Annotated in this window: 30 protein-coding genes; 22 read left to right on the top strand and 8 right to left on the bottom strand. The window is 41.9% G+C overall.

All coding sequences use genetic code 11. From position 1 onward, the window contains the following. The first annotated feature begins 353 nt into the window (after positions 1-353). Both L6421_RS08245 and grxD read left to right on the top strand, forming a co-directional pair. Positions 354-2,177, top strand: coding sequence for an N-acetylglutaminylglutamine amidotransferase (locus L6421_RS08245; RefSeq protein WP_237261255.1), 1,824 nt, complete (start codon positions 354-356; stop codon positions 2,175-2,177). Between the two features lie 88 nt (positions 2,178-2,265). Beyond that, positions 2,266-2,628 carry a Grx4 family monothiol glutaredoxin gene (gene grxD, locus L6421_RS08240; protein ID WP_311195273.1) on the top strand — a complete coding sequence of 121 codons (363 nt, stop codon included), beginning with the start codon at positions 2,266-2,268 and terminating at the stop codon, positions 2,626-2,628. Between the two features lie 138 nt (positions 2,629-2,766). Here grxD and rnt read toward each other — a convergent pair whose 3' ends face one another. Then, entirely contained in the window at positions 2,767-3,402 is a 636-nt protein-coding gene (gene rnt / locus L6421_RS08235; protein ID WP_237261254.1) for a ribonuclease T, read from the bottom strand. 20 nt (positions 3,403-3,422) lie between these two features. Next, positions 3,423-4,709 (bottom strand): amino-acid N-acetyltransferase, encoded by a 1,287-nt coding sequence (argA, locus tag L6421_RS08230; protein WP_237261251.1) that lies wholly within the window; start codon positions 4,707-4,709, stop codon positions 3,423-3,425. Positions 4,710-4,808: 99 nt separating this feature from the next. Here argA and ilvD point away from each other — a divergent pair, with 99 nt between their 5' ends. From ilvD to L6421_RS08210, 4 genes are all read left to right on the top strand, one after another. Beyond that, positions 4,809-6,668 carry a dihydroxy-acid dehydratase gene (ilvD, locus tag L6421_RS08225; protein WP_237261250.1) on the top strand — a complete coding sequence of 620 codons (1,860 nt, stop codon included), beginning with the start codon at positions 4,809-4,811 and terminating at the stop codon, positions 6,666-6,668. 20 nt (positions 6,669-6,688) lie between these two features. Further along, positions 6,689-7,090, top strand: a complete 402-nt coding sequence (locus tag L6421_RS08220) for a TerB family tellurite resistance protein (protein WP_237261248.1) — start codon at positions 6,689-6,691, stop codon at positions 7,088-7,090. A gap of 108 nt (positions 7,091-7,198) precedes the next feature. Beyond that, on the top strand, positions 7,199-7,711 hold the full coding sequence (locus L6421_RS08215) for a helix-turn-helix domain-containing protein (protein ID WP_237261247.1): 513 nt from the start codon (positions 7,199-7,201) through the stop codon (positions 7,709-7,711). Further along, entirely contained in the window at positions 7,621-8,547 is a 927-nt protein-coding gene (locus L6421_RS08210) for an IS3 family transposase (RefSeq protein ID WP_237264432.1), read from the top strand. The genes L6421_RS08215 and L6421_RS08210 overlap by 91 nt, the downstream gene beginning before the upstream one ends. A 233-nt stretch (positions 8,548-8,780) precedes the next feature. On the opposite strand, the gene soxA is transcribed toward L6421_RS08210, so the two are convergent. The 5 genes from soxA to L6421_RS08185 all read right to left on the bottom strand — a co-directional run bounded on the left by soxA (position 8,781) and on the right by L6421_RS08185 (position 12,630). Beyond that, on the bottom strand, positions 8,781-9,611 hold the full coding sequence (gene soxA / locus L6421_RS08205) for a sulfur oxidation c-type cytochrome SoxA (RefSeq protein ID WP_237261245.1): 831 nt from the start codon (positions 9,609-9,611) through the stop codon (positions 8,781-8,783). A 108-nt stretch (positions 9,612-9,719) separates the two neighbouring features. Then, positions 9,720-10,031, bottom strand: coding sequence for a thiosulfate oxidation carrier complex protein SoxZ (gene soxZ, locus L6421_RS08200; protein ID WP_237261243.1), 312 nt, complete (start codon positions 10,029-10,031; stop codon positions 9,720-9,722). Between the two features lie 56 nt (positions 10,032-10,087). Beyond that, the gene (soxY, locus tag L6421_RS08195) at positions 10,088-10,558 is read right to left on the bottom strand and encodes a thiosulfate oxidation carrier protein SoxY (protein WP_237261242.1); all 471 of its coding nucleotides are present in this window, start codon (positions 10,556-10,558) and stop codon (positions 10,088-10,090) included. A 36-nt stretch (positions 10,559-10,594) separates the two neighbouring features. Next, positions 10,595-10,975: a sulfur oxidation c-type cytochrome SoxX gene (gene soxX, locus L6421_RS08190; RefSeq protein ID WP_237261239.1), complete on the bottom strand. Its 381-nt coding sequence runs from the start codon at positions 10,973-10,975 to the stop codon at positions 10,595-10,597. 179 nt (positions 10,976-11,154) lie between these two features. Then, complete coding sequence (locus L6421_RS08185; RefSeq protein WP_237261237.1) at positions 11,155-12,630, bottom strand: M48 family metalloprotease; 1,476 nt, start codon at positions 12,628-12,630, stop codon at positions 11,155-11,157. 76 nt (positions 12,631-12,706) lie between these two features. On the opposite strand from L6421_RS08185, the gene L6421_RS08180 reads away from it, so the two are divergent. From L6421_RS08180 to rimI, 6 genes are all read left to right on the top strand, one after another. Continuing rightward, positions 12,707-12,928: a sulfurtransferase TusA family protein gene (locus L6421_RS08180; protein WP_237261236.1), complete on the top strand. Its 222-nt coding sequence runs from the start codon at positions 12,707-12,709 to the stop codon at positions 12,926-12,928. After that, complete coding sequence (locus L6421_RS08175; protein WP_375540376.1) at positions 12,928-13,506, top strand: DsrE/DsrF/DrsH-like family protein; 579 nt, start codon at positions 12,928-12,930, stop codon at positions 13,504-13,506. Before L6421_RS08180 ends, L6421_RS08175 begins: the two co-directional genes overlap by 1 nt. Before the next feature lie 184 nt (positions 13,507-13,690). Next, positions 13,691-14,521, top strand: coding sequence for a CDP-diacylglycerol--serine O-phosphatidyltransferase (pssA, locus tag L6421_RS08170; RefSeq protein ID WP_237261234.1), 831 nt, complete (start codon positions 13,691-13,693; stop codon positions 14,519-14,521). 56 nt (positions 14,522-14,577) lie between these two features. Continuing rightward, positions 14,578-16,122: a 2-isopropylmalate synthase gene (locus L6421_RS08165; protein ID WP_237261231.1), complete on the top strand. Its 1,545-nt coding sequence runs from the start codon at positions 14,578-14,580 to the stop codon at positions 16,120-16,122. 18 nt (positions 16,123-16,140) lie between these two features. Beyond that, positions 16,141-16,788, top strand: a complete 648-nt coding sequence (locus L6421_RS08160; protein WP_237261229.1) for a hypothetical protein — start codon at positions 16,141-16,143, stop codon at positions 16,786-16,788. A gap of 24 nt (positions 16,789-16,812) precedes the next feature. Continuing rightward, positions 16,813-17,307 (top strand): ribosomal protein S18-alanine N-acetyltransferase, encoded by a 495-nt coding sequence (rimI, locus tag L6421_RS08155; RefSeq protein WP_237261228.1) that lies wholly within the window; start codon positions 16,813-16,815, stop codon positions 17,305-17,307. Positions 17,308-17,390: 83 nt separating this feature from the next. On the opposite strand, the gene L6421_RS08150 is transcribed toward rimI, so the two are convergent. Continuing rightward, the gene (locus tag L6421_RS08150) at positions 17,391-18,200 is read right to left on the bottom strand and encodes an inositol monophosphatase family protein (RefSeq protein ID WP_237261227.1); all 810 of its coding nucleotides are present in this window, start codon (positions 18,198-18,200) and stop codon (positions 17,391-17,393) included. Positions 18,201-18,323: 123 nt separating this feature from the next. Here L6421_RS08150 and L6421_RS08145 point away from each other — a divergent pair, with 123 nt between their 5' ends. From L6421_RS08145 to bamB, 10 genes are all read left to right on the top strand, one after another. After that, positions 18,324-19,136 (top strand): RNA methyltransferase, encoded by an 813-nt coding sequence (locus L6421_RS08145; RefSeq protein ID WP_237261225.1) that lies wholly within the window; start codon positions 18,324-18,326, stop codon positions 19,134-19,136. Beyond that, the gene (cysE, locus tag L6421_RS08140; RefSeq protein WP_237261224.1) at positions 19,129-19,932 is read left to right on the top strand and encodes a serine O-acetyltransferase; all 804 of its coding nucleotides are present in this window, start codon (positions 19,129-19,131) and stop codon (positions 19,930-19,932) included. Before L6421_RS08145 ends, cysE begins: the two co-directional genes overlap by 8 nt. Positions 19,933-20,019: 87 nt before the next feature. Then, the gene (locus L6421_RS08135) at positions 20,020-20,451 is read left to right on the top strand and encodes an Rrf2 family transcriptional regulator (protein WP_237261222.1); all 432 of its coding nucleotides are present in this window, start codon (positions 20,020-20,022) and stop codon (positions 20,449-20,451) included. A 55-nt stretch (positions 20,452-20,506) separates the two neighbouring features. Next, positions 20,507-20,833: a HesB/IscA family protein gene (locus L6421_RS08130; RefSeq protein WP_237261221.1), complete on the top strand. Its 327-nt coding sequence runs from the start codon at positions 20,507-20,509 to the stop codon at positions 20,831-20,833. A 119-nt stretch (positions 20,834-20,952) separates the two neighbouring features. Beyond that, on the top strand, positions 20,953-21,375 hold the full coding sequence (gene ndk / locus L6421_RS08125) for a nucleoside-diphosphate kinase (RefSeq protein WP_237261219.1): 423 nt from the start codon (positions 20,953-20,955) through the stop codon (positions 21,373-21,375). After that, entirely contained in the window at positions 21,375-22,529 is a 1,155-nt protein-coding gene (gene rlmN / locus L6421_RS08120) for a dual-specificity RNA methyltransferase RlmN (protein WP_237261217.1), read from the top strand. Before ndk ends, rlmN begins: the two co-directional genes overlap by 1 nt. 29 nt (positions 22,530-22,558) lie before the next feature. Then, positions 22,559-23,026: a helix-turn-helix domain-containing protein gene (locus L6421_RS08115; protein ID WP_237261215.1), complete on the top strand. Its 468-nt coding sequence runs from the start codon at positions 22,559-22,561 to the stop codon at positions 23,024-23,026. A gap of 97 nt (positions 23,027-23,123) precedes the next feature. Next, positions 23,124-24,398, top strand: a complete 1,275-nt coding sequence (gene hisS, locus L6421_RS08110) for a histidine--tRNA ligase (RefSeq protein WP_237261213.1) — start codon at positions 23,124-23,126, stop codon at positions 24,396-24,398. 56 nt (positions 24,399-24,454) lie between these two features. After that, positions 24,455-25,096 carry a YfgM family protein gene (locus tag L6421_RS08105; RefSeq protein WP_237261212.1) on the top strand — a complete coding sequence of 214 codons (642 nt, stop codon included), beginning with the start codon at positions 24,455-24,457 and terminating at the stop codon, positions 25,094-25,096. Positions 25,097-25,124: 28 nt separating this feature from the next. Then, the gene (gene bamB / locus L6421_RS08100; protein WP_237261211.1) at positions 25,125-26,453 is read left to right on the top strand and encodes an outer membrane protein assembly factor BamB; all 1,329 of its coding nucleotides are present in this window, start codon (positions 25,125-25,127) and stop codon (positions 26,451-26,453) included. Positions 26,454-26,459: the final 6 nt, after the last annotated feature.

Here is a 26,459-nt window from a genome sequence, read left to right as displayed (position 1 = left end):
ATCTAAATCCAATCGATTGAAATGATATCTCAATGGATTTGTATAAATCTTTTTTGTAAATTATAAGCTTTTTTTCTTACTTTGTAGTGATATAAGATAATGCTGATTTCAATTAGCTGAAATTATGGTTCTTCGATTGTATATTTTAAATCGTTTTGCAAGCTTGGTCATAAAACAAAATGGCAAAGAGTCGTTATCAAATCACGGTTGCTTGAGTCTAAACCAATCGCTTTGTTCTGTTTGAGTTTATGGCATATTTGTGACTTTAGGCGATTTTGCACAAAACAAAATTATATATCGGTAAATTCGTTAAAATAATCGAATATTAATTGATGACGAATTTGAGAAAAGTTATGTGTGGTATTTGCGGTGAAATCTATTGGAACGGACAACAAGCTTCTAAACAAAATATCTCTCCAATGCTTGAGGCTATGCAACGAAGAGGGCCTGATGATGAAGGTGTATGGTTAAGTGAGCATGTCGGTTTAGGACACCGCCGTTTAGCCATCATTGATTTAACATCAGCAGGGCATCAGCCGATGGTCGATGAGGCCTTGACACTGGTATTTAACGGCTGCATCTATAATTATGAGGCGTTAAAGAGAGAACTTGAAGAGTTGGGGCAGGTCTTTAACACCCATTCAGATACCGAAGTTATCTTAAAAGCGTATCGTCAATGGGGTATGGATTGTGTGACGCGGTTTGAAGGTATGTTTGCCTTCGCTATTTGGGATGATGAGCAACATCAGCTTTTAATGGCACGTGACCGAATAGGGATTAAACCACTCTATTATGCTCCTATTGAAGGCGGTGTTCGTTTCGCCTCAAACACACAAGCTCTATTGGCAACGGATGGGATTGATACCAGTATCGATCCAGTCGGTTTGCATCACCAGTTGACCTTACATGCGGTGATTCCCGCTCCTAATACCATCTTGAAAGGGATTAAAAAACTTGAACCCGGGCATTGGTTGATCGTAAATCCAGATGGGCAAATGTACAAAAAACGTTATTGGCATTTAGAGGCGAAGCGCCCAGAACGCTTAAATGATTTGCCAGCACCGAAAACGGATAAAGAGTGGATTGATGCAGTGCATGCCTCTCTTAAAGAAGCGGTACACAAACGTTTAACCGCCTCTGATGTGCCTGTTGGGGTTTTGCTTTCGGGCGGTTTGGATTCAAGCTTGGTGGTGGCGATGCTCGCCGAAGCGGGCGTGAAAAATATTAAAACCTTCTCTATCGGCTTTGAAGACGCTCCTGAAGAGAAGGGTAATGAGTTTGAGTTTTCAGATTTGGTGGTTGAACGTTACCAAACCGACCATAAAAAATATCTGATATCCAATGATGAGGTTTTACCGCGATTGCATGAAGCGGTTGAGGCGATGTCCGAACCGATGGTTGGGCAAGATGCCGTGGCTTTTTACCTGCTTTCTGAGCAGGTTTCGCAAGATGTTAAGGTTGTTATGTCTGGCCAGGGGGCGGATGAAGTCTTCGGCGGTTATTTTTGGTATGCAAAAATGGCTGAAGCTGGAAAAAACATCGATTTGAAAAGTCCTCAACAGGCGGTTTCGGCTTTTGCCCCTTTTTATTTTGACCGTTCTCATCAAGAGTGGCTTGAAGTCGTCAATCCGGAATATCATTTACATGATGTGACTTCAGATTATGTGGGGGATTGTTTAACTGAAGAGGGTGCGGAGACCTTTTTAGATCAGGTGTTACGTTTTGATGTGACCACTTTGATTGTGGATGACCCGGTTAAACGAGTCGATAATATGACCATGGCTTGGGGGCTCGAGGCGCGAGTTCCCTTTTTGGACCATAAATTGGTGGAAGTGGCGATGGCCGCTCCGGATAACCTTAAGCTACTCAATGATGGTAAGCATATTTTAAAAGAGATTGGTCGAGGCATTGTGCCGGATGAAATTATCGATCGTCCAAAAGTCGCGTTTCCCATGCCGGCTTTAAAATATGTTCGTGGTGAGTTTTTTGAGTATATGAAAACTCTGCTGACCTCACCGCAGGCTCAAAAGCGCGGTATCTTCAATCAGAAAAAGTTGGCTGAATTATTGGCAAACCCGGAAGCTCCACAAGCTTTCACGGCGATACAGGGCAGTAAATTGTGGCACGCAGCTTTATTGGAGTTTTGGTTACAAAAACATGTGGATAAAACGATTTAATAAAGCACTAATTTTATCTATATTTTTTGATTATAACCTAGTAAAATAGTCAAGAATTCAAGATTTAAAACCAGCAAGGAATATAAGAATGGAAAACCAAGATCCAATTGTGAAAGAAACATTAGAGCGTATTCATAGTCAAGTTACTAACAATCCTGTAGTGCTTTACATGAAAGGAACTCCACAAATGCCATCTTGTGGTTTTTCTAGTCGCGCAGCGCAAGCTTTAGCGGAAACAGAAGAGAAGTTCGCTTTTGTGAATATTTTAGCGGATGCAACTATTTTTGAGCACCTTCCAAAATACCAAGATTGGCCGACGTTCCCGCAGCTTTATATTGATGGTGAACTTCAAGGTGGTTGTGATATTACCCTTGAGTTGGCCGAATCTGGTGAACTGAAAAAAATGATGGCTGAAGCGAACGCCAAACATGAAGCGAAGCAAAACGCTTAAAATGTAAAGCCGTTTGATTGGTAAGCAGTAAAAAAGGCACTATTTAGTGCCTTTTTTATTGTTGATAGATTATTAGCTTATTAACCTTAAAACCTTTATTTTAAAAAGCGACCAGGCCTGGTCGCTTTTTGAAAGGCGTTAATTCGGATCTGAATTGTCTATAAGATTTGCTTCAATAGGCCATTGATTTACGATTTTACAAAATAAATCGGCGGTTTTCTCGGTATCGTAGACGGCCGAATGGGCTTGCTGATTGTCCCAATCCATTCCTGCGCAAACCGCTGCTTTGGCTAAGACGGTTTGTCCATAAGCTAGGCCCGATAAAGATACGGTATCAAAGGTACTAAACTCATGGAAGGGTGATTTTATCTTGCACCGTTCAGCGGCTTTTTGGACAAAATTCAAATCGAAGTAGGCATTATGGCCAACCAAAATGGCTCTTGTGCATCCCGTTGCTTTGATTTGTTGCTGAATAGGAGCGAATAGTTCCGTTAAGGCACGTTTTTCATTGATGGCGTTCCTAAAGGGGTGGTAGGGGTCTTCCATGCCGATAAACTTTAAAGCACTCTCTTCTAAATTAGCGCCTTCAAATGGCAAGATGTTTTTATCATAGGTCTGGTCTCTGGAAAGAATGCCATGTTCATCCATTTTTAAGGTTACCACCGCCATCTCTAAAAGGGCGTCGGTAAGATGGTTGAATCCGGCCGTTTCGACATCGACTACTACAGGTAAAAAACCGCGAAAACGGTCTTTGATTTGAGTTACTTTACTCATGATTTCACTTTAGCTGAAATTTACAGCGTTTTGACAAGCACTTTGGATTGTCGTTGAAAGTTATATAAGGATTGTTTCTTTTGTGGCAATACTGAAATGTCGGCAAGATGAAAGCCATGTTCAATAAACCAGTGGTGAGTGTGAGTGGTAAGAAGGAACAGTTTATTAGCCGCTTGCTTCTGAGCCTTTATTTCAATGGCTTTCAATAATTCTTCACCGAGTTCTTGACCTTGGTAGTCTGAATGAACGGCTAAACAGGCTAGTTCAGACATTTGTTCATCGTTAGGATACAGCGCCGCGCAACCCACGATGAGCTGATCTCTTTCTATCACCACGAAATTATCAATTTCTAGCTCTAATCTTTCCCGCGAGCGTTTGACCAAGATACCTTCCTGTTCAAGCGGTTCTATTAGTGCAAGAATTCCTCCTACATCTTCAATGTTTGCAGGACGTAATTGGTGATAGCGGTCACTAAAAATCAGTGTTCCTGAACCATCTCGTGAAAATAGCTCAAGTAAAAGGGCGCTTGGATTATTTTGGTCCATCAGATGCACACGTTTTACTTTGAAGTTGGTTTGCGCAACTTGAGCCAAAAGTCTGGATTGTTCATCATTCGCCGCATTTTCCATAATCATGTTCATTTGTGGAATGCTAAGCTGCTTGGGTAGATTAACAAGTTGTGCTTCAGAGCCGTAAATCATCAATTTATCGGCTTTAATCGCACTTGCCATATGGCAAGCTTGTTCCAAGGTATTTAGGTTGAAAACTTCACCGGTTAAGGAGTAGGCTATCGGAGTGAGTAATGCCACCTGACCAGAGTCCAAACAGTCGGAAATCGCTTGATGTCTGATTTTCCTTAATTTACCGGTATGTTGAAAGTCAATGCCATTGATCACACCTTTTGGCTGGGCAATGACCCAGTTGCCGGAAACTAAGGTGGGAGGATTAGGCTGTTGGCAATTGGCTTGGCTAAAATTTGCTTCCAATTGACTACGTAACAATCCAATGGTTTGTTGAAAAACAGGGATGAGTTCGGTCGGCGTGATTCTAAATTGATGATGTAGTTGCCAATCGATTCCCGCATTGGTAAAGGCGTCATCAAGTTGGGTTGAAGCCCCCATCACCAATACGATTTTTAGGCCTAAATTATACAGCAAGCCAATGTCTTGAGATAACTGGGAAACAGATTCTTTACATGCAATGAACTCTCCCGGCAGATAGACAACACAGGTTTTTCCACGATGTTGTTCAATGTAACGGGACGATTGTCTTAATGTATTAATAAAATCTAATTCAGATTGCTGCATGAATGTGCGAAAATAAGTGTAATAATTTACTAAGTATAACAGTCTCAAGGGTAAAGTCGAAAGTTGAAATTCACTTCTACCCTTTAAAAGGAGTTTTTCATGCCAGAATATCGTTCAAAAACCAGTACTCATGGTCGTAATATGGCCGGAGCCAGAGCCTTATGGCGTGCAACAGGAATGGGCACAGAAGATTTTGGTAAACCGATTATTGCGGTAGCGAACTCTTTTACTCAGTTTGTACCAGGTCATGTGCATCTTAAAGACATGGGGCAGCTTGTCGCAAGAGTTATCGAAGAAGCGGGTGGTGTTGCAAAGGAATTTAACACCATTGCTGTCGATGATGGAATTGCGATGGGGCATGATGGAATGCTTTATTCATTGCCTTCGCGTGATTTGATTGCCGATTCGGTTGAGTATATGTGTAATGCCCACTGCGCGGATGCCTTGGTTTGTATCTCTAACTGCGACAAAATCACTCCTGGTATGATGATGGCCGCAATGCGTCTAAATATCCCTACCATTTTTGTTACGGGTGGGCCGATGGAGTCAGGTAAGACCGTATTGGGTGGTGAAGGAATTAAGCTGGACTTGGTGGATGCGATGGTCATGGCCGCAGATGATTCATGTTCAGATAGTGATGTGAATGAAGTTGAGATTTCAGCTTGCCCAACTTGTGGTTCCTGTTCAGGGATGTTCACGGCAAACTCGATGAACTGTTTGGCTGAAGCTTTAGGTATTGCCTTGCCTGGTAATGGAACTACTCTGGCGACGCATGCTGATCGTAAGAATTTATTCATTGAAGCGGGTCGTCGTATTGTTGAAATTACCAAGCAGTATTATGAGCAAGACGATGATCGTGTATTACCTCGCTCAATCGCAACTTATGAAGCATTTCAGAACGCGATGGCTTTGGATGTGGCGATGGGTGGTTCTACCAACACCGTGTTGCATTTATTGGCCATTGCGCATGAGGCGAAAGTAGAGTTTACCATGCAAGACATGGATGAAATTTCACGTAAAGTTCCTTGCCTGGTGAAGGTGGCTCCCAACTCTAAAACCTATCATATGGAAGATGTTCACCGTGCCGGCGGCATTATGCGTATTTTAGGTGAGCTTGAGCGAGCAGGTTTGATTAATAAGGATGTTCATACTGTCCATGCTTCATCCATGGGGGCCGCAATCGATTTATGGGATATTAGCCGAAATGAAGATGAGGCAATTGAAACTTTCTTTAGAGCCGCACCAGGTAATGTAAGAACTACTGAAGCATTTAGTCAGTCCAAACGTTGGAAAACGGTCGATATTGATAATGAGAATGGTTGCATCCGTTCCGTTGAGCATGCTTATACCCAGGATGGCGGTTTAGCTGTATTGAGAGGGAACATTGCTTTGGATGGTTGTATTGTCAAAACAGCAGGTGTTGATGAATCGATCTTTAAGTTTTCTGGTAAAGCCAAAATCTATGAAAGTCAGGATGATGCAGTAGCGGGAATCTTAGGTAATGAAGTGGTTGCTGGTGATGTTGTGCTAATCCGTTATGAAGGCCCTAAAGGTGGCCCAGGTATGCAGGAAATGCTTTATCCTACCAGCTATCTAAAGTCTAAAGGGCTTGGTAAAGAGTGTGCGTTATTAACCGATGGTCGCTTCTCTGGTGGAACTTCGGGCTTGTCGATAGGTCACTGTTCTCCAGAAGCTGCGGAAGGTGGAAATATCGGTTTGGTGAAAGAAGGGGATATTATCGAAATCGATATTCCTAACCGTACAATCAATGCATTAGTTTCTGATGAAGAATTTGAAAAGCGTCGTGAAGAGATGGAAGCTAAAGGTGCTTCGCATGCTTGGAAGCCAGAAAAGCCTCGTCAGCGTAAAGTTTCGGCCGCTCTAAGGGCTTATGGCGCAATGACTACCAGTGCCGCTTTTGGTGCGGTGCGTAATGTCGAACAAATTGAACGTAAATAATTTTTTGGAGATTTAAAGATATGTTTGCAAATAAACTTACTCAGGCACAGCGTCAAGTTGTGTTTGATTTGGCGGCTAATTTGGCTGCAGCTGATAATGATGTCTCTGAAGAAGAGGTTCAGTATTTAAAATCATTCAGCAGTGCCTACGGTATTGAGTATGACCTAGATAAAGGCGATATCAATATCGATGACGCCATTACTGTATTGGATTCCAAGGCATCAAGAATCATCACTTTACAAGAGTTGATTAAGCTTTCTTATAAAGATGGTCACTTTGGAAAAGAAGAGCAAGACAAGGTGTTCCTAATCGCACAGAAAATAGGTTTGAATGATCCTGAGCTTATTATGCGCATTGAAAAATGGGTGCGTGAAGGTTTTGATTGGGTTTATGAAGGTGAACAAATGTTGGGCGATAACTGAGTTGCTTGACGATGAATTGGTTTGTTTTGATTAAGAACTGATTAGATTAGAAAAGCCGGCGAAATGAAGTGACCCCCAAATGTTGGACACCAACTTTGGGGGTTTTTCATGTCCAAATACAATCGAGAATTTAAACTGGCGATTGCTAAGCAATGCCTTTCTCATGAATCCAGTCTGTCCATTTCCAAGCGACTCGGTATTCCAGATCGCTATATCCGTTACTGGATACAAGTCTATCGTTTCCATGGTCAAAATGCGTTTATCAAACGTAACACACCATACTCTTTTGAAGACAAATATCGTATCCTAAAACACATGCGTGAAAATCACTGGTCTATTAGTTATACCAGTATTGTCCATAACATGAGTTCTCCAGGTACGATTTCTACTTGGCTCACTCAATTCGAACGGTTCGGCCTTTCAGGCTTACAACCTAAAAAGCAGGGTAGAAAAATGAAAAAAAACCAAAAGCAAGAAACCATTAAACCAACCGAACAAATGAGCCTAGAAGAGTTACGAGAAGAACTCGAATACCGTCGAGCGGAGAATGCCTATTTAAAAAAGCTCGATGCCCTGCTTCAGGAAAAAGAACGCCAAAGCAAGAAAAAGCAGGGCTCATAGATAAGCTTAGAAAGTTCTATCCACTTAAACATCTTCTCAAGGCCGCAGGGCTTGCACGAAGTGTGTTTTATTACCATCAGGCGCGCAGTGCGCTGCCTGATCGTTATGCGGACGTTAAAAGAGCGATTCAACAACTCTTTAATGAACATAAAGGTCGTTATGGGTATCGACGCATGACCTATGCGTTAAGACGCTTAGGTCACTTTTTAAACAAGAAGGCCGTTCAACGTTTAATGCAAGAACTGAACTTGAAGTCATTCGTCAGGCCAAAGCGTTACCGATCCTATAGAGGTCAAGTAGGCCGAATTGCCGAGAATGTGCTTCAAAGAAACTTCCATGTTGATGCACCGGATAAAAAATGGGTCACCGATGTCACGGAGTTTAAAGTCGGAGAACAGCGAGTTTACTTATCCCCGGTGATTGACCTGTTTAACCAAGAAGTGATTAGTTATCGAGTGGCTAAGAGTGCACGGCTACCACTGGTGACCGACATGCTTAAAGAAGCAATCAATAAGTTAACAGGCAAAGTCAAACCCATATTCCACAGTGATCAAGGCTGGCAGTATCAGCATAGTGATGTACAGAAGCTACTGAAAGAAAATGGATTAACTCAGAGTATGTCAAGAAAAGGGAACTGCTTAGATAATGCAGTTGCTGAGAACTTTTTTGGGATTTTAAAAACAGAGATGTACCATCGCAAGAAATTCAATAGTGCTGAGCATCTGATGGAAGAGATTAAAGATTATATTGAGTATTACAATACAAAACGAATCAAGGTGAAACTAAAAGGCCTGACTCCGATAGAATATCGAAATCAGGCCTTAAGTGCCGCTTAACTAAAATGTCCAACTTTTTGGGGTCACTTCAAAAGTCGGTTTTTTTATGTCCAAGATTGAATGGATGTGTATAGATATAAAGGCAATCGATGCCCAGATTTGATATTGCATCGGTTGTGTCTGTATCGCTTTATGTGGTTTTAGGCTTTAGGGGTATAAATTGCTCTGCTGTGCAATATCTTCAGGCATAAAAAAACCCAGCGAAGCTGGGTTTTAGATTTGAATAAACTTAATTATTCGCGGTAACCTGGACCATTGATTTCTAAGCCATTTGAAACATAAGCTTGGAAGAACTCTAGGTTGCTATATTCAGTACCTTGAGCTTTGAACGGGTTAGCACGCATGTTTTTATTACAACCTTCATAACGACGGTGTAAAGTACCTAAAGCCTGCCACTTAGCACGGAAAACCGGGAAGTGAGTTGTATGACCTAGGTTTGGTGAAAGGATGTTTGAACGAGCTTTACGACCAGCATTATAAGTGTGACATTTTGCACATGATAATCCTAGCTGACCACGAGGTTCAATATAAATTGAACGACCTGCCTCGTATGCTTTACGAGCACCTTCACTTTCAATCTTAACATTGATCTTTTGACCGCGAGCGTTATAAGCAAGATAAGCACTAACTTGCGCTAGAGTTCCTTTCTTAAGCTTATATGGTTTTAGACCAGCATCAGTACGACATTTGTTGATCGCACCTTCTAAGGTAACGACTTTGTTTGCAGTATCATCAAAGTATGGGTATTTAACACGTACTTTAGAGACGTCTGAACCAAAGCATTTTTCAAATACTGCTTTGTCTTTATTCCACGCTGCTTCACCAGCATCAATGGCATCTAAATAAGGAGGGAATTCTTCTGCGGCTTCCCATTGAGCCTTTTTGTCCGCATCATAAATGTATGCGCCGTTAATGTATTCTTCAGGTGCAATATTTGGACTTTTTGCTTTGAAGAAGTCAACGATTTGTTGGCGATCCGTTTCTGGATCAACAGCTAATGCCGATGTTGAAGCGGCACCTACTGTCACACCTAATGATAAGGCGATTAGTAGTGTTTTTTTCATTCCAATCCTCCGTCCGAGAGCTCTGTGTACTTCTAATTATTATATTTTTAATAGAGGGTTGGTATCAGCGTTTAGGCTGATACCAAGATAGAAATTCAGTCTAAACTATTATTTTAGTTTGATTGAATCAGTACCTTTTTCACCAGTGTTGTCAGAAAGACTTACAGTCACTTCATCACCAGCGTTAGCTTTAACTTGAACAGCCATGTATGGGTTAGCAGAAACTGCACCAGACCACTGAGCATCAACTGCAGGAGTACCGTTTACAGAAACTTGAACCATATCAATGTATTTAGCTGGATATGGCTTACCAGTTTTTTTGTTCATGCGAACACCAGATTCCATTGGGTGCTTGATTAGAGCTTTAACTTCAGCAACGCCATTTACAGACTTACCACGCATTCTGATTTTGATAGACATGTTATTTCCTTTTAATAATATTATTCTGTATAGAAATTAAGTAATTTCAGTGGGGATTAACCACCACAACCACCGATTGTTACTTTAACTTCTTGTTGTGTCTTAAGTAGTTTTCCACCAGCTTTAACAACAGCAATAACATTCATTGTTTGACCCATTTTGATACGTGTAGAAACGTAACCTACTGCACCAGCACCGAAAGTATATTCACATACTAAAGGCATTGGGTTTTTGCTAGCCATGATAGCGATAGACTCAACACCATCGATACCTGAAGCGTCAACAGTAACAGGCGTTACAGCACCGTTTTCTGCGATTGCAGGTGCTTTAAGTTTGATGTCACCAGAATCAGCTGCGTTTGCAGAACCAAACACGCCAGTTAGTGCATCGTCAGTAGTCTTAGCGTTGAATGCTTTAGCATTCCAATCTGCCGCTAATACTGAGCTAGGTGTTAGAAGACCAGCATTAACAGCTACAGCTGCTGCGCCAGTTGCTAGGGTACCTTTAAGGAAAGATCTACGTTTCATAAGGTTTTAAACTCCCGGTTAAGGTTTAATAAAAATTTATAGAGTATAAATGTAATCAACGATTTTGTTGATTTCACTGTCTGATAAGATGCCGTTTTGCCCGAAAGCTGGCATCATGCTGTTAGGTACAGTCTGTGTTTCAGGTTTACCCCATACTTTGTCAACAAGCTTTTGCTTATCAGGGTAACGAAGTTTCATCGCAATTAAAGCAGGACCAATGTTACCTGGCATAGCACCTTCGCCAGCCATGTGACATGCTAAGCAGTTACCTTTTGATCGGCTGTATGCTAGCTTTTTGCCTTCTTCAACAGATGATGCTCCTTTTTCTGCAGCTTGTACCGTTGATACTGATGCAGAAACTACCGCAGTTGAAATTGCTAAAGCAGTCAACAGTTGCTTCATTTTAGAATTCATCATTCTTCTCCTCCAAAAGTGTCTTTCGACGTTCCCATTATATGTTGGGATTTTTTTTATATGAACAAAAGAGATTGCTCTTTGTGGTGTTAGCTTACTCAGTTACTTAATAAACGCAAGGGTTTTACGGTTGGTTTGTGATAGTAATATTTAATCAATGTTAAATTATTTTTTATGACAACTCAGTTATTTTCTTTTTTATCGTTATTTTTCAATAATTTGCTAATTTTATCTTCAAATATAAAAATTTCTTGTTTAAGTTTGTTGCTATTTTTATTAAGAGTCTCTTTTGAGCGTTTAAGGAAATATTCACTTCTATCGATGTTTCCGATTTCAAAATTCGCTTTTGCAAGATAGATGTAAACGTAACTCTCTTTTTGTTTTTTGGAGTAAAGCTCAGCCAACTCATTATAGAGTTCATATCGATATTTCAGGTTTTTTTCTGCTTTTTCGAGTAAGTCTATGCCTTGTTGTGTTTTTCCTAGTTTTGCCAATAATCTACTGTATCTTAGTGGGATGGACGGGTTGTTCGGATGCAGTTCCAATTTGAATTCAATGAGTTTGTTCAATTTTTCAAGTTTTTCTGCGCTAAGGTCGGTATCGTTTTTTGTATAAGATTCGACTAGCGCGGTTGTGAAAACTGGCAGGTTTTCGGTTTTATTTGCATATTCTGCTAGGCATTTAGCTACAGTTTTTCCGGATTCAATGAGTTTTAAAGCTTGATTGTAACAAGCTTCTTTATCTGCGGAAGAGGTTGTTTTAGAGTCGAAAGGTGCTTGTGTCGATTCTAAAGCCCTTAAACGCATTTTTATAAAGTTTAGATAGCTTTCCGGTTTTAAGTGGTTTTGTTTTCCTAGGTTTTGTGCACGATTTTCCGCTTCTGCAAGGCGGTGCTCTGATACAGGGTGTGTACGCAGTATTTCTGGAGCTTTAAAGGTGTCTAACTGACTGGCTTTTGAGAGCCGTCCAAAGAAGTCGCCCATTGCATGTGGATTGTATCCAGCTTTGTAGAGGAGTTCTATACCAATCGAATCTGCTTCGGATTCATGCATTCTTGAGTTTTTTAGTTGTTGCTGTAGGTTATATCCCATTCCACCCATCAGTGTTGCCATGCCTGCACTGGGGTCATACATGCCAATCAATATGGCGGCGATAACCGATGCAATGCTGTTTATGTTTCCATTGGTTGCAGAGTACTCATATCTTCTGGAGAGATGGTTTTGTGTGACGTGCGATATTTCATGGGCAATCACTGCGGCAAGTTCGTCTTCGGTTTCAGTTGCTTCAATCAGGCCGGTGTGGATGCCTATTATGCCATCTGGTCCTGCAAAGGCGTTTATGCTCGAGTCGTTAATGATGTAAAAGCGGTAATTGCGGTTGTCGCCGGTGAAACTGGCTAATTTGTGCCCGAGTTCCCTTATATATGCATTGGTTTCTAAGTCATTGAAGAGTTGATACTGGGTGTGTAATGCGGTGTTGAATGCACGTCCTAGCTGCTGTTCGGTCTGTTTGTCGTATTCAACCAAATCTGGGGAGCCTAAATCCGGCAGGTTGTTTGCCTGGCTGTTAGAAAAGTAAAGCATTGCAGAAAATATAAGAGCACAATCGATAAATAGGCGATTACGGAATTTGCTTTTATAACTGCGACAAGAAGTCATCTTTTTAATTATCCATTTTGGTTTTGGTTATTATATGAATTTATCTTGGATTAAAAATGGATATAAGGTTGAGAGAATGCAATTAAATTTTATTGGTTTGGTTTGTCCTATGCCGATTTTAAAGCTGAAGAAGTATTTAGCTGAAAATAAAGGTAAGCCAATTGATTGTGAATTATTGATTTCTGATAAAAGCGGTATTAAGGATATTCCCGCTTTTTGTCATCAAGCCGGGTTGCAGTGTGAATTGCTGAGTACTGATGCCGAGATTCGCTTCAGAATCACCGGTGATGAGGTTTGATGTTTTATGGTTTTGGTCTTGCTGGATATTGTGAAAATAATGCTAATGGAGAAAAAATGATAACGGAAGAGTCGTTTGGGTCACTGAGTGTTATTCATAGTAAAGGTACTTTGGATTGGGCTTATCCAACTTTTATCTTGGCTAGTACCGCTGCGGCGATGGATAAAAAGGTTGAGTTGTTTTTTACCTTTTACGGTTTAAAAGCGGTGTTGAAATCCACCGATGGTCTGAAAGTTTCGCCATTAGGTAATCCGGGGATGGTTATTCATAGTCCGATAGGTCCTGAGTGGTTTAAAAAAGTGGATTTAAATTCAGTTTTACCAGGCCTGGTATGGACGCTACCTGGTATGAGTATGCTGGCAACGTGGGGGTTTAAGAAAACCCTTGAACTTCAAGGGCAGGTTTCGATAAAAGAGTTAAGGGCGCTGTGTTTGGAATTAGGTGTGAAAATGACTGTCTGTCAGATGACTATGGAGATGATGGGATATCGAGAAGAAGACTTTATTGACGGTGTAGAGTTCGCAGGCGCTGCCACATATTTTGCAAATACACCGCAAGTTCAAACTCTTTATATATAGCGTTACTAAAAGCAGCTCGGTTTGCGTTGGCCAAGTTAACGATAAAACATTTATTTAGAGTTTGTATATATTGATAGAATATGGCAACTATATCCGTTGGATGCGTTTTGATAGGCGCAGTAAAACTGATTTTTTAAGTATCAAAAAATGAAATAAAAAATAAAACCATAATTGAGAAGCAAATATGAAATCGTTCAATAGAGGTATTTACCTGCTACCAAATCTAATGACTACCGCAGCATTGTTTGCCGGTTTTTATGCCGTTATCGCGGGTATTCAGGGTAACTTTGAACAAGGCGCGATCGCAATATTGATTGCGATGGTGTTTGATGGGCTTGACGGGCGTATCGCTCGAATGACCAATTCATGCAGTGCATTTGGTGCCGAATATGACAGCCTTTCAGATATGATCTCTTTTGGCTTGGCGCCTGCAATATTAATCTTTCAATGGGCCTTAATGGATTTTGGCAAGTTGGGGTGGTTGGTTGCCTTTATTTATACTGTAGCAGCGGCATTGCGTTTAGCCCGATTCAATACCCAGGTAGGGATTGCGGACAAGCGATATTTTCAAGGCTTGCCAAGCCCGGCGGCGGCTGCGTTGTTGGCAGGGCTTATCTGGGTGGTGGAAAGCAATCAAATTGAATTGGCAATTACTCCCATTGCCGCTTTGGTTTTAACGGTATTTGCCGGGTTGATGATGGTCAGTAATACCCGTTTCAGCTCTTTCAAGGAATTCAATTTAAAAGATAAAGTTCCTTTTATGACATTGCTGGTTGTGGTTTTGATTTTTGTCGTTATTACGATTAAACCGGCGATGATCCTGTTTTTAATCTTTTTAAGTTATGCGGTTTCTGGTCCGGTGATTACTTTGTTGACCTTGAAAAAAACGCGTGCGCAAAGAAAAGCTCAGAAAGAAGAGGTTGAACAGCCTGAAACGGCTGCAAAACAGGATGTTGTCGTTGAAGAGAATGCGGTTGAGGAATCGAAATCAGCCAATGAGTTAGATAAGCCTTAATTAAGTATGGATTTAAGCCAGAAATTAATATTAGTGAAAATTGATTGAGAAAAGATATGAAAGACCATTTAGTAATTTTTGATACCACTCTTCGTGATGGGGAGCAAAGCCCTGGTGCTTCTATGACTAAGGAAGAGAAAATCCGAATTGCTAAGCAATTGGAAAAGCTCCAGGTGGATGTGATAGAGGCTGGTTTTCCCGCTGCATCTCAAGGTGATTTTGAGTCCGTTCAGGCGGTGGCTTCCGTGGTCAAGGACAGTACGATTTGCGGTTTGGCTCGTGCGGTCGAAAATGATATTGCTAGAGCGGGTGAGGCGATTAAGCCGGCAAACTCTGGTCGAATTCATACTTTTATTGCGACCTCTCCAATTCATATGGAGAAAAAGCTAAGAATGTCTCCGGATGAGGTGGTTGAAAGAGCGGTTTGGGCGGTGAAACGAGCGCGCGACTTTACTGATGATGTCGAATTCTCGCCAGAAGACGCGGGGCGTTCAGACGTCGATTTCTTATGCCGTGTTATTGAAGCGGTTATCGATGCCGGTGCAACTACAATCAATATTCCGGATACCGTGGGTTATAACGTACCGCATCAATTCGGCAATCTATTTAAACAACTGATTGAGCGTATTCCAAATTCCGACAAAGCGATTTTTTCAGCGCACTGTCATAACGATTTAGGATTGGCTGCAGCAAACTCTCTGGCCGCCGTTAGAAATGGCGCGCGTCAAATAGAATGTACTATTAATGGTTTGGGTGAGCGAGCAGGAAATACCGCTTTGGAAGAAGTGGTGATGGCGGTAAAAACTCGCCAAGATATTTTTACGGTCGATACTCGAATTAACACTAGAGAGATTTTAGCGGCCTCACGTTTGGTTTCAAATATCACCGGTTTCCCGGTTCAACCAAACAAGGCGATTGTCGGTGCGAATGCTTTTGCACATGAATCAGGTATTCACCAGGATGGAGTGCTTAAACATCGAGAAACCTATGAAATCATGCGTGCTGAAGATGTGGGCTGGAGTACCAATAAAATGGTTATGGGTAAACACTCTGGGCGTAATGCATTCAAAACACGTTTGGAAGAACTGGGTGTTGAATTTGAAACCGAACAAGAGCTGAATGAAGCGTTTGTTAGATTCAAGGAGTTGGCTGACCGTAAGCATGAGATTTATGACGAGGACTTGCAGTCTCTGGTAACCGATAATAATACTCAGCGTGTTGAGAATGAGTCCTTCCGCCTGGTGTCTTTGAAAGTGTCGACCGAAACGGGTGAAAGTCCGCAAGCCGAAGTGACATTGTGGATGAATGGCGATGAAGCCAGTGCGTTATCCACCGGAAGCGGGGTGGTTGATGCAACCTTTAAGGCAATCGAATCCTTGGTCAATTCGGGGTCATCCCTACTTCTTTACTCGGTGAGCAATGTGACCAATGGTACTGATTCTTTGGGGGAAACCTCGGTTCGTCTTGAAAAGGGTGGGCGTATTGTTAATGGTCAAGGCTCAGATACCGATATCGTCACAGCATCGGCTAAAGCTTACATTAATGCCTTGAATAAGCTGGAATCTGATTTAGATAAAGCGCATCCACAAGCACCGGTTTGATAGGTTTAAGTTTCTATAATGAACGATATGAAATTCTCGGCAGATTTGTTTGAGCAGTTAGGTGGTACTGGTTGGGTTACCAGGCCTGGTTATTTTGAGAATGCTGCTGAACTTAACTCGAACACAGATGTTGGTGATGGTGAAAACAATGTGGTAGTTGAAGAGCATGTTATTAATGCTGTTGATAACTCGAATGAGTTTTTACAGCGTGAAGATTCGCTATCTGCAGATGCGGTTATTCAACAAACGCCAGGTTTGACTGAGCCGTATTTGATAAATGACACAGTTGAGACAGAGGTTGCTGTGAGTGCCGATGTGGTAAATGCTGTAGTGGTGATTGGTCGAGGATTGGAAACTGTTTGGCAAAACGAAGATGATATCGCTTGGCAGCTTTGGCAAAATATAATGACCGCCTTTGATTGGGATGAGTCACAAGTTGTATTTTTTGATACCGAGCTACTGGTTTCCGAAGAGATGGTTTTTTCGACCATCGAAGAGGTGATCGATTTAGGGGTCGAGTGGATTTTGACAATGGATGATGAACATGAAATTGTCGAACAATTAGCGGAGGGGGTTCATACCGTCTCTGTTCCCGATTTTGAGTCAATGTTAGCCGATCCCTATTCAAAACAGAGTTTTTACCATTCGGTCATTGCGTTAAATTGATTTTCGTTAGATTAATGTTGAGCTATGCCTGAATCTTCAATTATGAGTTATCTACGTCTGATGGACGAGTCTGACCTGTCTCAGGTTTATGATATTGAATTAAAATCCTATGATTATCCCTGGAGTTTGAGTGGCTTTGAGAAAAGTCTTGATCAGGGTTTGAATTATGTTTTTTGTGATGTTGCGGACAACATTCTTGGTTATTGCTGTATTCTGCCGGTCTTGGATGAGGCGAATATTTTGAATATTTGTGTCTCCCCTAAATATCAGCGGCGCGGGGTTGCCAAGCAGGCGTTTTCAAAAATATTGGATACCTTGCAGGCGAGTAATTACCAGATTGTTTTTCTTGAGGTCAGAGAGTCCAATTCAGCTGCACAAAAATTGTATCAATCTTTAGGGTTTACCCAGGATGGTATCCGTAAGGGTTATTATCGCTCCCAAGCTTGGGATGAGGATTTGCAAGAGTTGGTGGATGAAAAAGAGGATGCGATTTTGATGTCGTATTCTTTTGCGGGATAGTTGTTAGACAATTGGGGGGGGGGTAGGTCTTTTAAAAGAACTCACCGCTGCAGTTTGCGGCGAGTTCTTTAGATTAAATGAGTTTATTTTCTCAGCTCATTCGGTACGGTTTTACCAATGGTTTGAGCCATTTCTTTATAAAGTTTTGGGTTGGCCGCAAGGATGTTACCGCTGGTTAAATAGTTGTCACCACCATTAAAGTCGGTTGATAAGCCACCTGCTTCTTGAATGATTAAAGCCCCTGCTGCTATATCCCAAGGCTTAAGGTTGAATTCCCAGAAGCCATCAACACGACCACATGCGACATAGGCTAAGTCTAGGGCGGCAGAGCCTGCTCGACGAATACCTGCGGTTGATGTCATGAAGGACTTCAAGCTTGCCATGTACGCATCGATATAGCTGAAATCGTGATAAGGGAAACCTGTTGCCAATAAAGCGTTATCCAAAGTCTTTTGTTGGCTGACACGCAGGCGACGATTGTTGAGGTATGCACCGCTTCCACGGCTTGCGGTAAACATTTCATCGCGAACCGGGTCGAAAATGACACCATGCTGAACCTTGCCCTTCACTTCGACAGCAATTGAAACGCTGAATTGTGGGAACTGGTGCAAAAAGTTGGTTGTTCCATCAAGCGGGTCAATAATCCATCTGACTTCTGATGGTTTACCTTGTTTTTTAGATGCACCGCTCTCTTCGGCAAAAATATCGTGGTCAGGGTAGTATTTCTTGATGGTTTGAATAATTGTGTTTTCAGCTTCTTTATCCACTTCGCTGACGTAATCGTTTTTACCTTTGTGTTCAACATTAAGTTGATCAATACGGTCTAAGTGGTGAAGAATGTTTCCGCCAGCGGCTCTTGCGGCTTGCGTTGCAATGTTTAGTAGTGGATGCATCTGTGTTTGCCTTATGCTTTTTGACTATGATGATGTCTAAATTGTTAACGAACAGGTAGAATGTCTGCTTAGGGAAAACCTATCGCAGAAATTAATAAATAGATTATAACGGAAAACAGATAAATGATTGAAGATTACCGTCTTAACCCAGGCTTATCAAAAATTAGAATTGTATTGATTGAAACTTCGCATCCTGGGAATATTGGCGGAATAGCCCGTGCTATGAAAAACATGGGGCTCAGTCAGTTGGTTTTAGTGAATCCTAAAGAATTCCCAAGCCAGGTTGCATCCGCTAGAGCGTCAAGTGCAACAGATGTGTTGAATGATGCCAGAGTTGTGGGTAGTTTAGACGAGGCTTTAGCTGGAACTAAATTGGTTGTCGGTGCGAGTGCTCGCCTTAGAAAGGTTTCATGGCCGCAATTGGATGTCAGAGAAACGGCAAAGTTGGCGTTGGAGACGGTGGAAGAGGGGGAGGTTGCTTTGGTTTTCGGGCGTGAAGACTCCGGTTTAAGTAATGCAGAAATGGATAAATGTCATTATTTAGCGCATATTCCCACCAATCCTGTTTACAGCTCGTTAAATATTGGGGCGGCTGTTCAGGTGTTCGCCTATGAGTGTTTAATGGCAACTGAAATCGAATCGGTACATCGAAAAGGTTATCGTCATAAACTGGCCTCAACCGAACAGTTGGAAGGGTTTTATGATCACTTGTACCAAGCGTTACAAGATATCGAGTTTTTAGATCCCGCTAAGAATGCCCGTTTTATGCGTCGTATGCGTCGTTTGTTTAATCGCTCTCAATTGGATGTTAAGGAAATCGATATCTTGAGAGGAATTTTAACGGCAGCTCAAAGACAAGCTTTCAATAACCAAGCCAATGGTATGGAAGGCGATAAAGGCTCAGAAAATACTGTTTTGGAGAAGAAGAGTGTTTAAAAGGTTAAAGTCTGATATTCGTTGTGTTTTTGATCGAGATCCAGCTGCAAGAAATACCTTCGAAGTGCTGACAACTTATCCCGGTTTACATGCGTTGTTGTGGTACCGGCTTGCACACTGGCTTTGGAACTTGGGCTTGAAGTGGCTGGCACGGTTTATTTCAGGATTGGCGAGATGGTTAACCGGAATTGAGATCCATCCGGCGGCAAAAATTGGCGAACGTTTTTTTATTGACCATGGTATGGGGGTGGTTATTGGTGAAACGGCCGAAATTGGCGATGATTGCACGCTATATCATGGGGTGACATTGGGCGGGACATCTTGGAAAAAAGGTAAACGCCATCCCACTTTGGGTAATGGTGTGGTTGTCGGTGCAGGTGCTAAGGTGCTTGGGCCTATTGAGATTGCCAATGATGCACGTGTCGGCTCAAATGCGGTTGTGCTTAAGTCAGTGGGAGAGGGGGAAACCGTTGTAGGGATTCCTGGTCGCATTGTCAAACAGCAAAAGGATGAGGCGCATATTCGCCGAGCTAAAATGGCTGAAAAAATCGGCTTTGATGCATACGGTGTCGGCCAGGAGACTCCTGATCCGATCGAAAAAGCCATTTACAGTTTACTTGATCATATCCAGGTTCAGGATGAAAAGCTCGAGAGGCTTGCTAAATCACTTTCGGAAATTGGGGGTGATGCGATTGATATGAGTTTGCCAGGTCTTGATGACGTGGTGCTTGAGCCAAGTGACCCTGAGCAGGCGGCGCACTTGAAAAAGAAAAAAGGCAGCCAGAAGTCCGATTAGGAAAGTCGCATAGTTAAGTGAATAATAGTTGAGTTAATTACTTGGTTATTATAGAATCCTAATATTAATTTTTAGGATCTGGGTAATATGAAATTAACATCTAAAGGCAGGTATGCTGTTACGGCAATGATTGATATCGCATTAAATCAGGATAAAGGGGCAATTACCCTGTCATTGATTTCTGAGCGACAAGGTATTTCATTATCGTATTTAGAACAGCTGTTTGCTAAATTGAAAAAAGCGGATTTAGTTTCAAGTGCTCGTGGGCCTGGTGGTGGTTACCGTTTGAGTCGAATTGCGTCGGAGATTTCCATTAGTGAAATTATTCGAGCGGTCGATGAGTCGGTGGATGCTCGTAAGTGTGGCGGTAAATCAAATTGCCAGGGTGGTGATGAATGTTTATCACATGCACTTTGGAGTGAGTTAAGTGATACCATTGACACCTTTTTGAAAAGTATTACACTTCAAGGTGTGGTAGATAAAAGACAGACAGGCTTAAAAGAAATCTCTTTCGGATGATTTTGGATTTAAGTTTGTATGGTGTATAAATTAGTCTATTGAATAGGAAAATAAAATGGCAGTAACATTGACTGAATCAGCGTCAAACCGTGTTAAAAACATGATTGCGAAGCGTGGGCATGGGGTGGGTTTGCGTGTTGCTACAAAGGTGAGTGGTTGCGCAGGTTTTTCCTATGTGGTTGATTATGCGGATGATATAAAAGACGGAGATCAGGTTTTTGAGAGTTTTGGTACAAAGGTTGTGGTCGATTCTAAAAGTCTTGAAAACATTGATGGAATGGAAATCGACTACGTACAAGAAAGCTTGTTGAATGAAGGTTTTGATTTCAAAAATCCAAAGGTAAAAGATAGTTGTGGATGTGGAGAATCATTCACTGTTTAGCGTTTTTATAAATTAGCCTGACTCAAATAAGCCCCGGCATCTGTCCGGGGTTTTGTTTTTCTGCAGTTTTGTCTATTTGTTGTTAAAATATGCCGATTAAAAATTTAAGGACTTGTGTCATGCAAAGAACTTTTTCAATTATTAAGCCAGATGCGGTTTCTAGAAATCTTATTGGTCAAATTACCCAGCGTTTCGAAGAGAATGGCTTAAGTGTTATCGCCTCTAAAATGATACGTTTATCAACCGAACAGGCTGAAAAGTTTTACGCAGAACACAAAGGGCGTGATTTCTATGAACCGTTAGTCGGTTACATGACATCTGCACCGATTGTCGTTCAAGTGCTTGAAGGTGAAGATGCGATTGCTAAAAACCGTCAGATTATGGGGGTTACCGATCCGGCCAAGGCTGAAGCGGGCACGATTCGTGCGGATTTTGCATTATCCGTTCGTGAAAACTCGGTGCATGGTTCGGATTCACCAGAAAGTGCGGCAAGAGAAATAGCCTTTTTCTTTGATGAAAAAGAATTGTGTCCAAGAAATTAATGGCAGAAACAAACGTGACCAAAGATGTAGCTGTAAATTCGCAGCAAGACCCTTCACAAAAAATCGACTTATTAGGCATGGATCGCCAAGCAATGGAAGCATTCTTTGCTTCGATTGGTGAAAAACCTTTTAGAGCAGGCCAGGTGATGAAGTGGATTCATCAGTTTGGGGTGAGTGATTTTGAAGAGATGACCAACTTAAGTAAAGCTTTAAGAGAAAAACTCTTGAAGCTCGCTCAAGTGCGTACCCCGAAAATTGTTGCCGAACAGTTGTCGGAAGACGGCACGATCAAGTGGCTTCTTGAAGTTGATAACCATAATTCGGTTGAGGCGGTTTTCATTCCCGAAAAAAACCGTGGCACCCTTTGCATCTCCTCGCAGGTTGGTTGTGCTTTGGAGTGCAGTTTTTGCTCAACCGGACAGCAAGGCTTTAATCGCAATCTGGAAAACTGGGAAATCATTGCTCAAATGTGGGTGGCGAACAAAGCTCTGGGCTGCAAACCGAAAGAAGAACGTCGAATTTCCAATGTGGTCTTTATGGGGATGGGAGAGCCGTTATTGAATGTTACCCATACTTTTCCGGCGGCAAGGATTTTAATGGATGATTTCGCTTATGGATTGTCTAAAAGACGAGTAACCATCAGTACGGCCGGTGTTGTACCCGCCATTGATAAAATCAAAGAAGAGGTGGATGTTAGTCTAGCCATTTCTTTACATGCGCCAAACAATCCGTTGCGGGATATTCTGGTGCCGATTAACCAAAAGTATCCGTTGGAAGTTCTGATGCCGAGTTTGCATCGTTATGTTGAGGGTGGCCACAGTAAAAAGCATGTTACGGTCGAGTACGTGATGTTGGATAAGGTTAACGATAGAACCGAACATGCTGAACAGCTCGTCGCACTTCTGGGTGATTTGCCTTGTAAGGTTAACTTGATCCCCTTCAATCCTTTTCCAAACACGGATTACAAGCGCTCTTCCAATAATGCGATTCATCGTTTTAGGGCGATTCTGGAAGAGGGTGGTTTGAATGTCACGGTAAGAAAAACGCGTGGTGAGGACATCGATGCGGCCTGTGGTCAGCTTGCAGGCAAGGTTTCAGATAGAACCAAACGTACTTTGCATCGAGTCGAATTTTCTGGAAAATCGTTAAACTAAATAGCGTTAATGCCAAATAGGAACTGAAAATGACAGAGACAGTTGAAAATATAAAACCAATGCTTGCGGAGTTATTGTATGAATCTCGTCAAGCAGAGGGATTGTCTCTAGAAGCCGCAGCGGAAAAATTAAATTTACCGGTGGAACAATTAACCAAGTTTGAATCTCAATCGTTGGTTTTGAGTGAATTAACGACATTTGAAAGAGGTTACCTTCGTAACTACGCCAGTTTGCTAAACGTTGATCTTGATGGTTATCATGGGGAGTTTCCAGACGGAAAGCATGTTGCAACCAATTTGCAGCCGATACAGCGGTTTAGTTATAAAAGCACCAAACCCATAATGAGTAGAGGTTGGGTCAAGTGGATGTTTTTAATCGTGATATTCGCAATTATTGTCTGGTTGGTTTCGACAATTGGAATCGATTTCACACAACCTGATTCCGGCAAGATGATAGAGCAGGCGACAGAGATGAGTTTGCCTACCCCTGGTTCTTGAAGATTAGATTAAATGGTAAAAATGGGCGCGACCCGTATGAGGTCTCGCTCTTGATAATAACAATAAAAAATTAACTAGAGTAAGAGAAATAAACACAATGGCAAACCAAATTTCAGCAATCAGGGGAATGAATGATATTTATGGTGATGAGGCAGTCGCCTTTGATTACCTAATCGGAACTGCTGAAAAAACTTTGAAACAGTATGGCTTCAACTCTATCCGTTTGCCAATTGTCGAAAAAACCGAACTTTTTGCACGCTCGATTGGTGAAGTCACCGATATCGTTGAAAAAGAGATGTACACTTTCGCGGATAGAAATGGTGAAAGTCTGACATTGCGTCCAGAAGGTACTGCGGGTTGTGTAAGAGCCATTGTTCAAAATGGGCTATCGCACAACCAAATTCAAAAACTTTATTACACCGGGTCAATGTTCCGTTATGAGCGCCCACAAAAAGGTCGCTACCGCCAATTTCACCAGTTTGGTGTCGAGGTGTTCGGTTTAGCCACACCCGATATCGATGCGGAATTAATTGTGCTGACTGCTCGTTTATGGGAGCAGTTAGGTTTGGAAAACCTTGAGTTACAAATTAACTCATTAGGTAGCCAGGAAGCGCGTGTTGCCTACCGTGAAAAATTGGTGGCTTATTTATCTGAGCATAAAGCGTCATTGGATGAAGATAGTTTAAGAAGGTTAGATAGTAATCCATTACGTATTTTAGATACTAAAAATCCCGATATGAAAACCATCGTTGAGGGTGCGCCTAAACTTATAGACCACCTCGACGAAGAGTCAAAAGCCCATTTTGAAACGGTTAAGTCGCATCTAGAAGATATTGGTATTCCATTCGTGGTGAATCCAAATCTAGTACGCGGATTGGATTATTATAATCGTACTGTTTTTGAATGGGTCACGACGGAACTCGGTGCACAAGGTACCGTGTGTGCTGGTGGACGTTATGATGGTTTGGTTGAACAGATTGGCGGTAAAAGCACTCCTGCAGTAGGTTTTGCCATGGGGATTGAGCGCCTGGTCGCATTGCTAATGGATAAGCAGTTTGTACCGGCAATGGCTCAGGCCGATTTATATATTGTGACAGCGGGTGAGAATACCTCTCGACCAGGCCTGGTGATTTCTGAGATGATTCGTGATGCTTTTCCAAAGATCAACGTTCAAATGAACTGTGGCGGCGGGAGCTTTAAGAGCCAGTTTAAAAAGGCGGATAAGTCGGGCGCCAGTTTTGCCATCGTCATGGGTGAGCAAGAGGTCGAGAATAAAGAAGTCGCTCTCAAATCGTTACGAGTCGAAGCAGAGCAGAAAACACTTAAGTGGGATGATTTAATTAACCACTTAAACACGATATTTAACGCATAATTATTCACACAGAATTAATTTTTCATATAAACAAACTAAAAAGGGTTTATAACAAAATGAGTCGTTACGAAACGGAAGAAGAACAAATTGAAGCTTTTAAAAATTGGTGGAATAAAAACGGCACGCAGCTGCTTTCTGCAGTACTAGTTGTTGTACTGGCTTTTTCTGGATGGCGTTATTGGACCAATACTCAGTATGTAGAAAGTGCAAATGCCTCTTCCATGTACGAACTGCTTCAGGCAAATTCACAGCAAGGTACCTTTGGCGAAGTTTCGCGTGAGGCGTTGAAATTGATGCAAGAACAGCCAAAAAGCCCTTATGCAGCTGGAGCGGCACTGCTACATGCTACCTATAGCTTTGAAAAAGGTGAAGTTGATGAAGCTGTTGAGCAATTGAACTGGGTGGCCAACAATAGTGTGGATGCTGCTCTGAAAGTCGTCGCGCATATGCGTTTGGCGCGTATTTATAATGATGCCAATAAAACAGCTGAAGCAGAAGCCCAGATTTCGCAGTTAAAGACAATGGATTTGAATGGCGCTACTCAAGGTGAGTTAAGTTATGTTGAAGGGCTTTTGGCTTTACAGAAACAAGATTCCGAAAAAGCGTTTGTTGCCTTCTCAGCTGTTGTTAATAACCCGCAGACTGAAAAAAACCTTTTAGGTCTTGCTCAAATTCAGTTAGATGATTTAGCAAAATAATCTTATTAAAACCGATTTGGAATCTAGAATGAAAAAACGTTTTACTCTAATGTTTGCATTAGCTTCAGGGTTTGCTCTGTTAGCGGGATGTTCAACATCAAAACCGTTGGTTGAACCTTATATGGCTCCAATGGAGTCTGACTATTCCCTACATAAAAACTGGCAAGTTAAATTAGAGTCAATGCCAAATAGAGATTCTGAAGGGTTGTTTTTTGCCGAAGACGACAAAAGCATTTATGTCGCTTCTGAAACAGGGCATTTGGTTTCGCTACTAAAGAGTAACACTTCACGCTGGTCTGATCAGGTTCAATGGCAGGCAAAGTTTGATTCACCTATCGTTTCCGGTCCGACGCTAGATGAGGACCGTCTGCTGATTGGAACTTCAAAGGGCCAGTTGATTGCCGTGTCCGCACAAACTGGAGAATATTTATGGCAGAGCCAGCTTTCCAGTGAAGTAGTGAGCCGTGCATTGGTCGCAGACCGTAAAATATTTACCAGAACGGTCGACGGTAAGCTTTATGCCTTAAACGCCAAAACAGGTAAAGTTATTTGGGTGGCCGAACATCAAATGCCCAACCTGTCTTTGAGAGGTTCACCTGCTCCGGTATACGCGGACGGAAAGCTTTTTATTGGTTGGGAATCCGGCTCTATTCAAGCTTTATCGGCTAAATCCGGTGCGCTTTTGTGGGAGACTCGAATCGCAGTTCCAAAAGGGCGCACTGATTTAGAACGCATGGTCGATATTCAAGCCAATTTGATTGTGAAAGACGACCGTTTATTCGCCCTAGGTTTCCATGGAAAGTTTGCCTCCATTAACCCTGAAAACGGCAATTTCTATTTCGTTAAGGAAATTTCCGGTTATCGAGATTTTGTCACGGATGACGCAGCTGTTTATGTAGTTGATGAAGATGATGTCATGTACGCCTTTGATATGGTGAGCGGTGCGAACTTATGGAAACAAAATGCCTTTAAAGGCCGATTGGTCGGTGATTTAAGTTTATCGAGCGATGATGTTTTAGCGGTTGACGGTTGGGGATATTTACATTGGTTGAATAAAACCCAAGGTGTTGAGATTGCAAGAGCTAAACACAGTAATGAATATGGTGACGGCAATCGTATTTTAAGAGTCTATTCGGAATCGAATAGAAGCTATCTATTGGATGATGAGGGGGTTATCACCAGTTATGATGTTACCCCTTCAAATTTAAAGCTTTTTAAGATTGAACACAATGAAACGCAAGTAATCGAGCCTCAAGCTGATGAAAAACTTGTAGACAAAAACCCAGGAAATGATGAAAGCTCTAAAAAAGATGAGTCATGGTGGAATTTTAAACTGTCAGATATCTGGCCGTTTTAGGTAAAT

Origin of the sequence: Thiomicrorhabdus immobilis (assembly GCF_021654855.1) — a bacterium.
GTDB lineage: Bacteria > Pseudomonadota > Gammaproteobacteria > Thiomicrospirales > Thiomicrospiraceae > Thiomicrorhabdus > Thiomicrorhabdus immobilis.
This window is presented reverse-complemented; position numbering and strand designations above follow the sequence as displayed.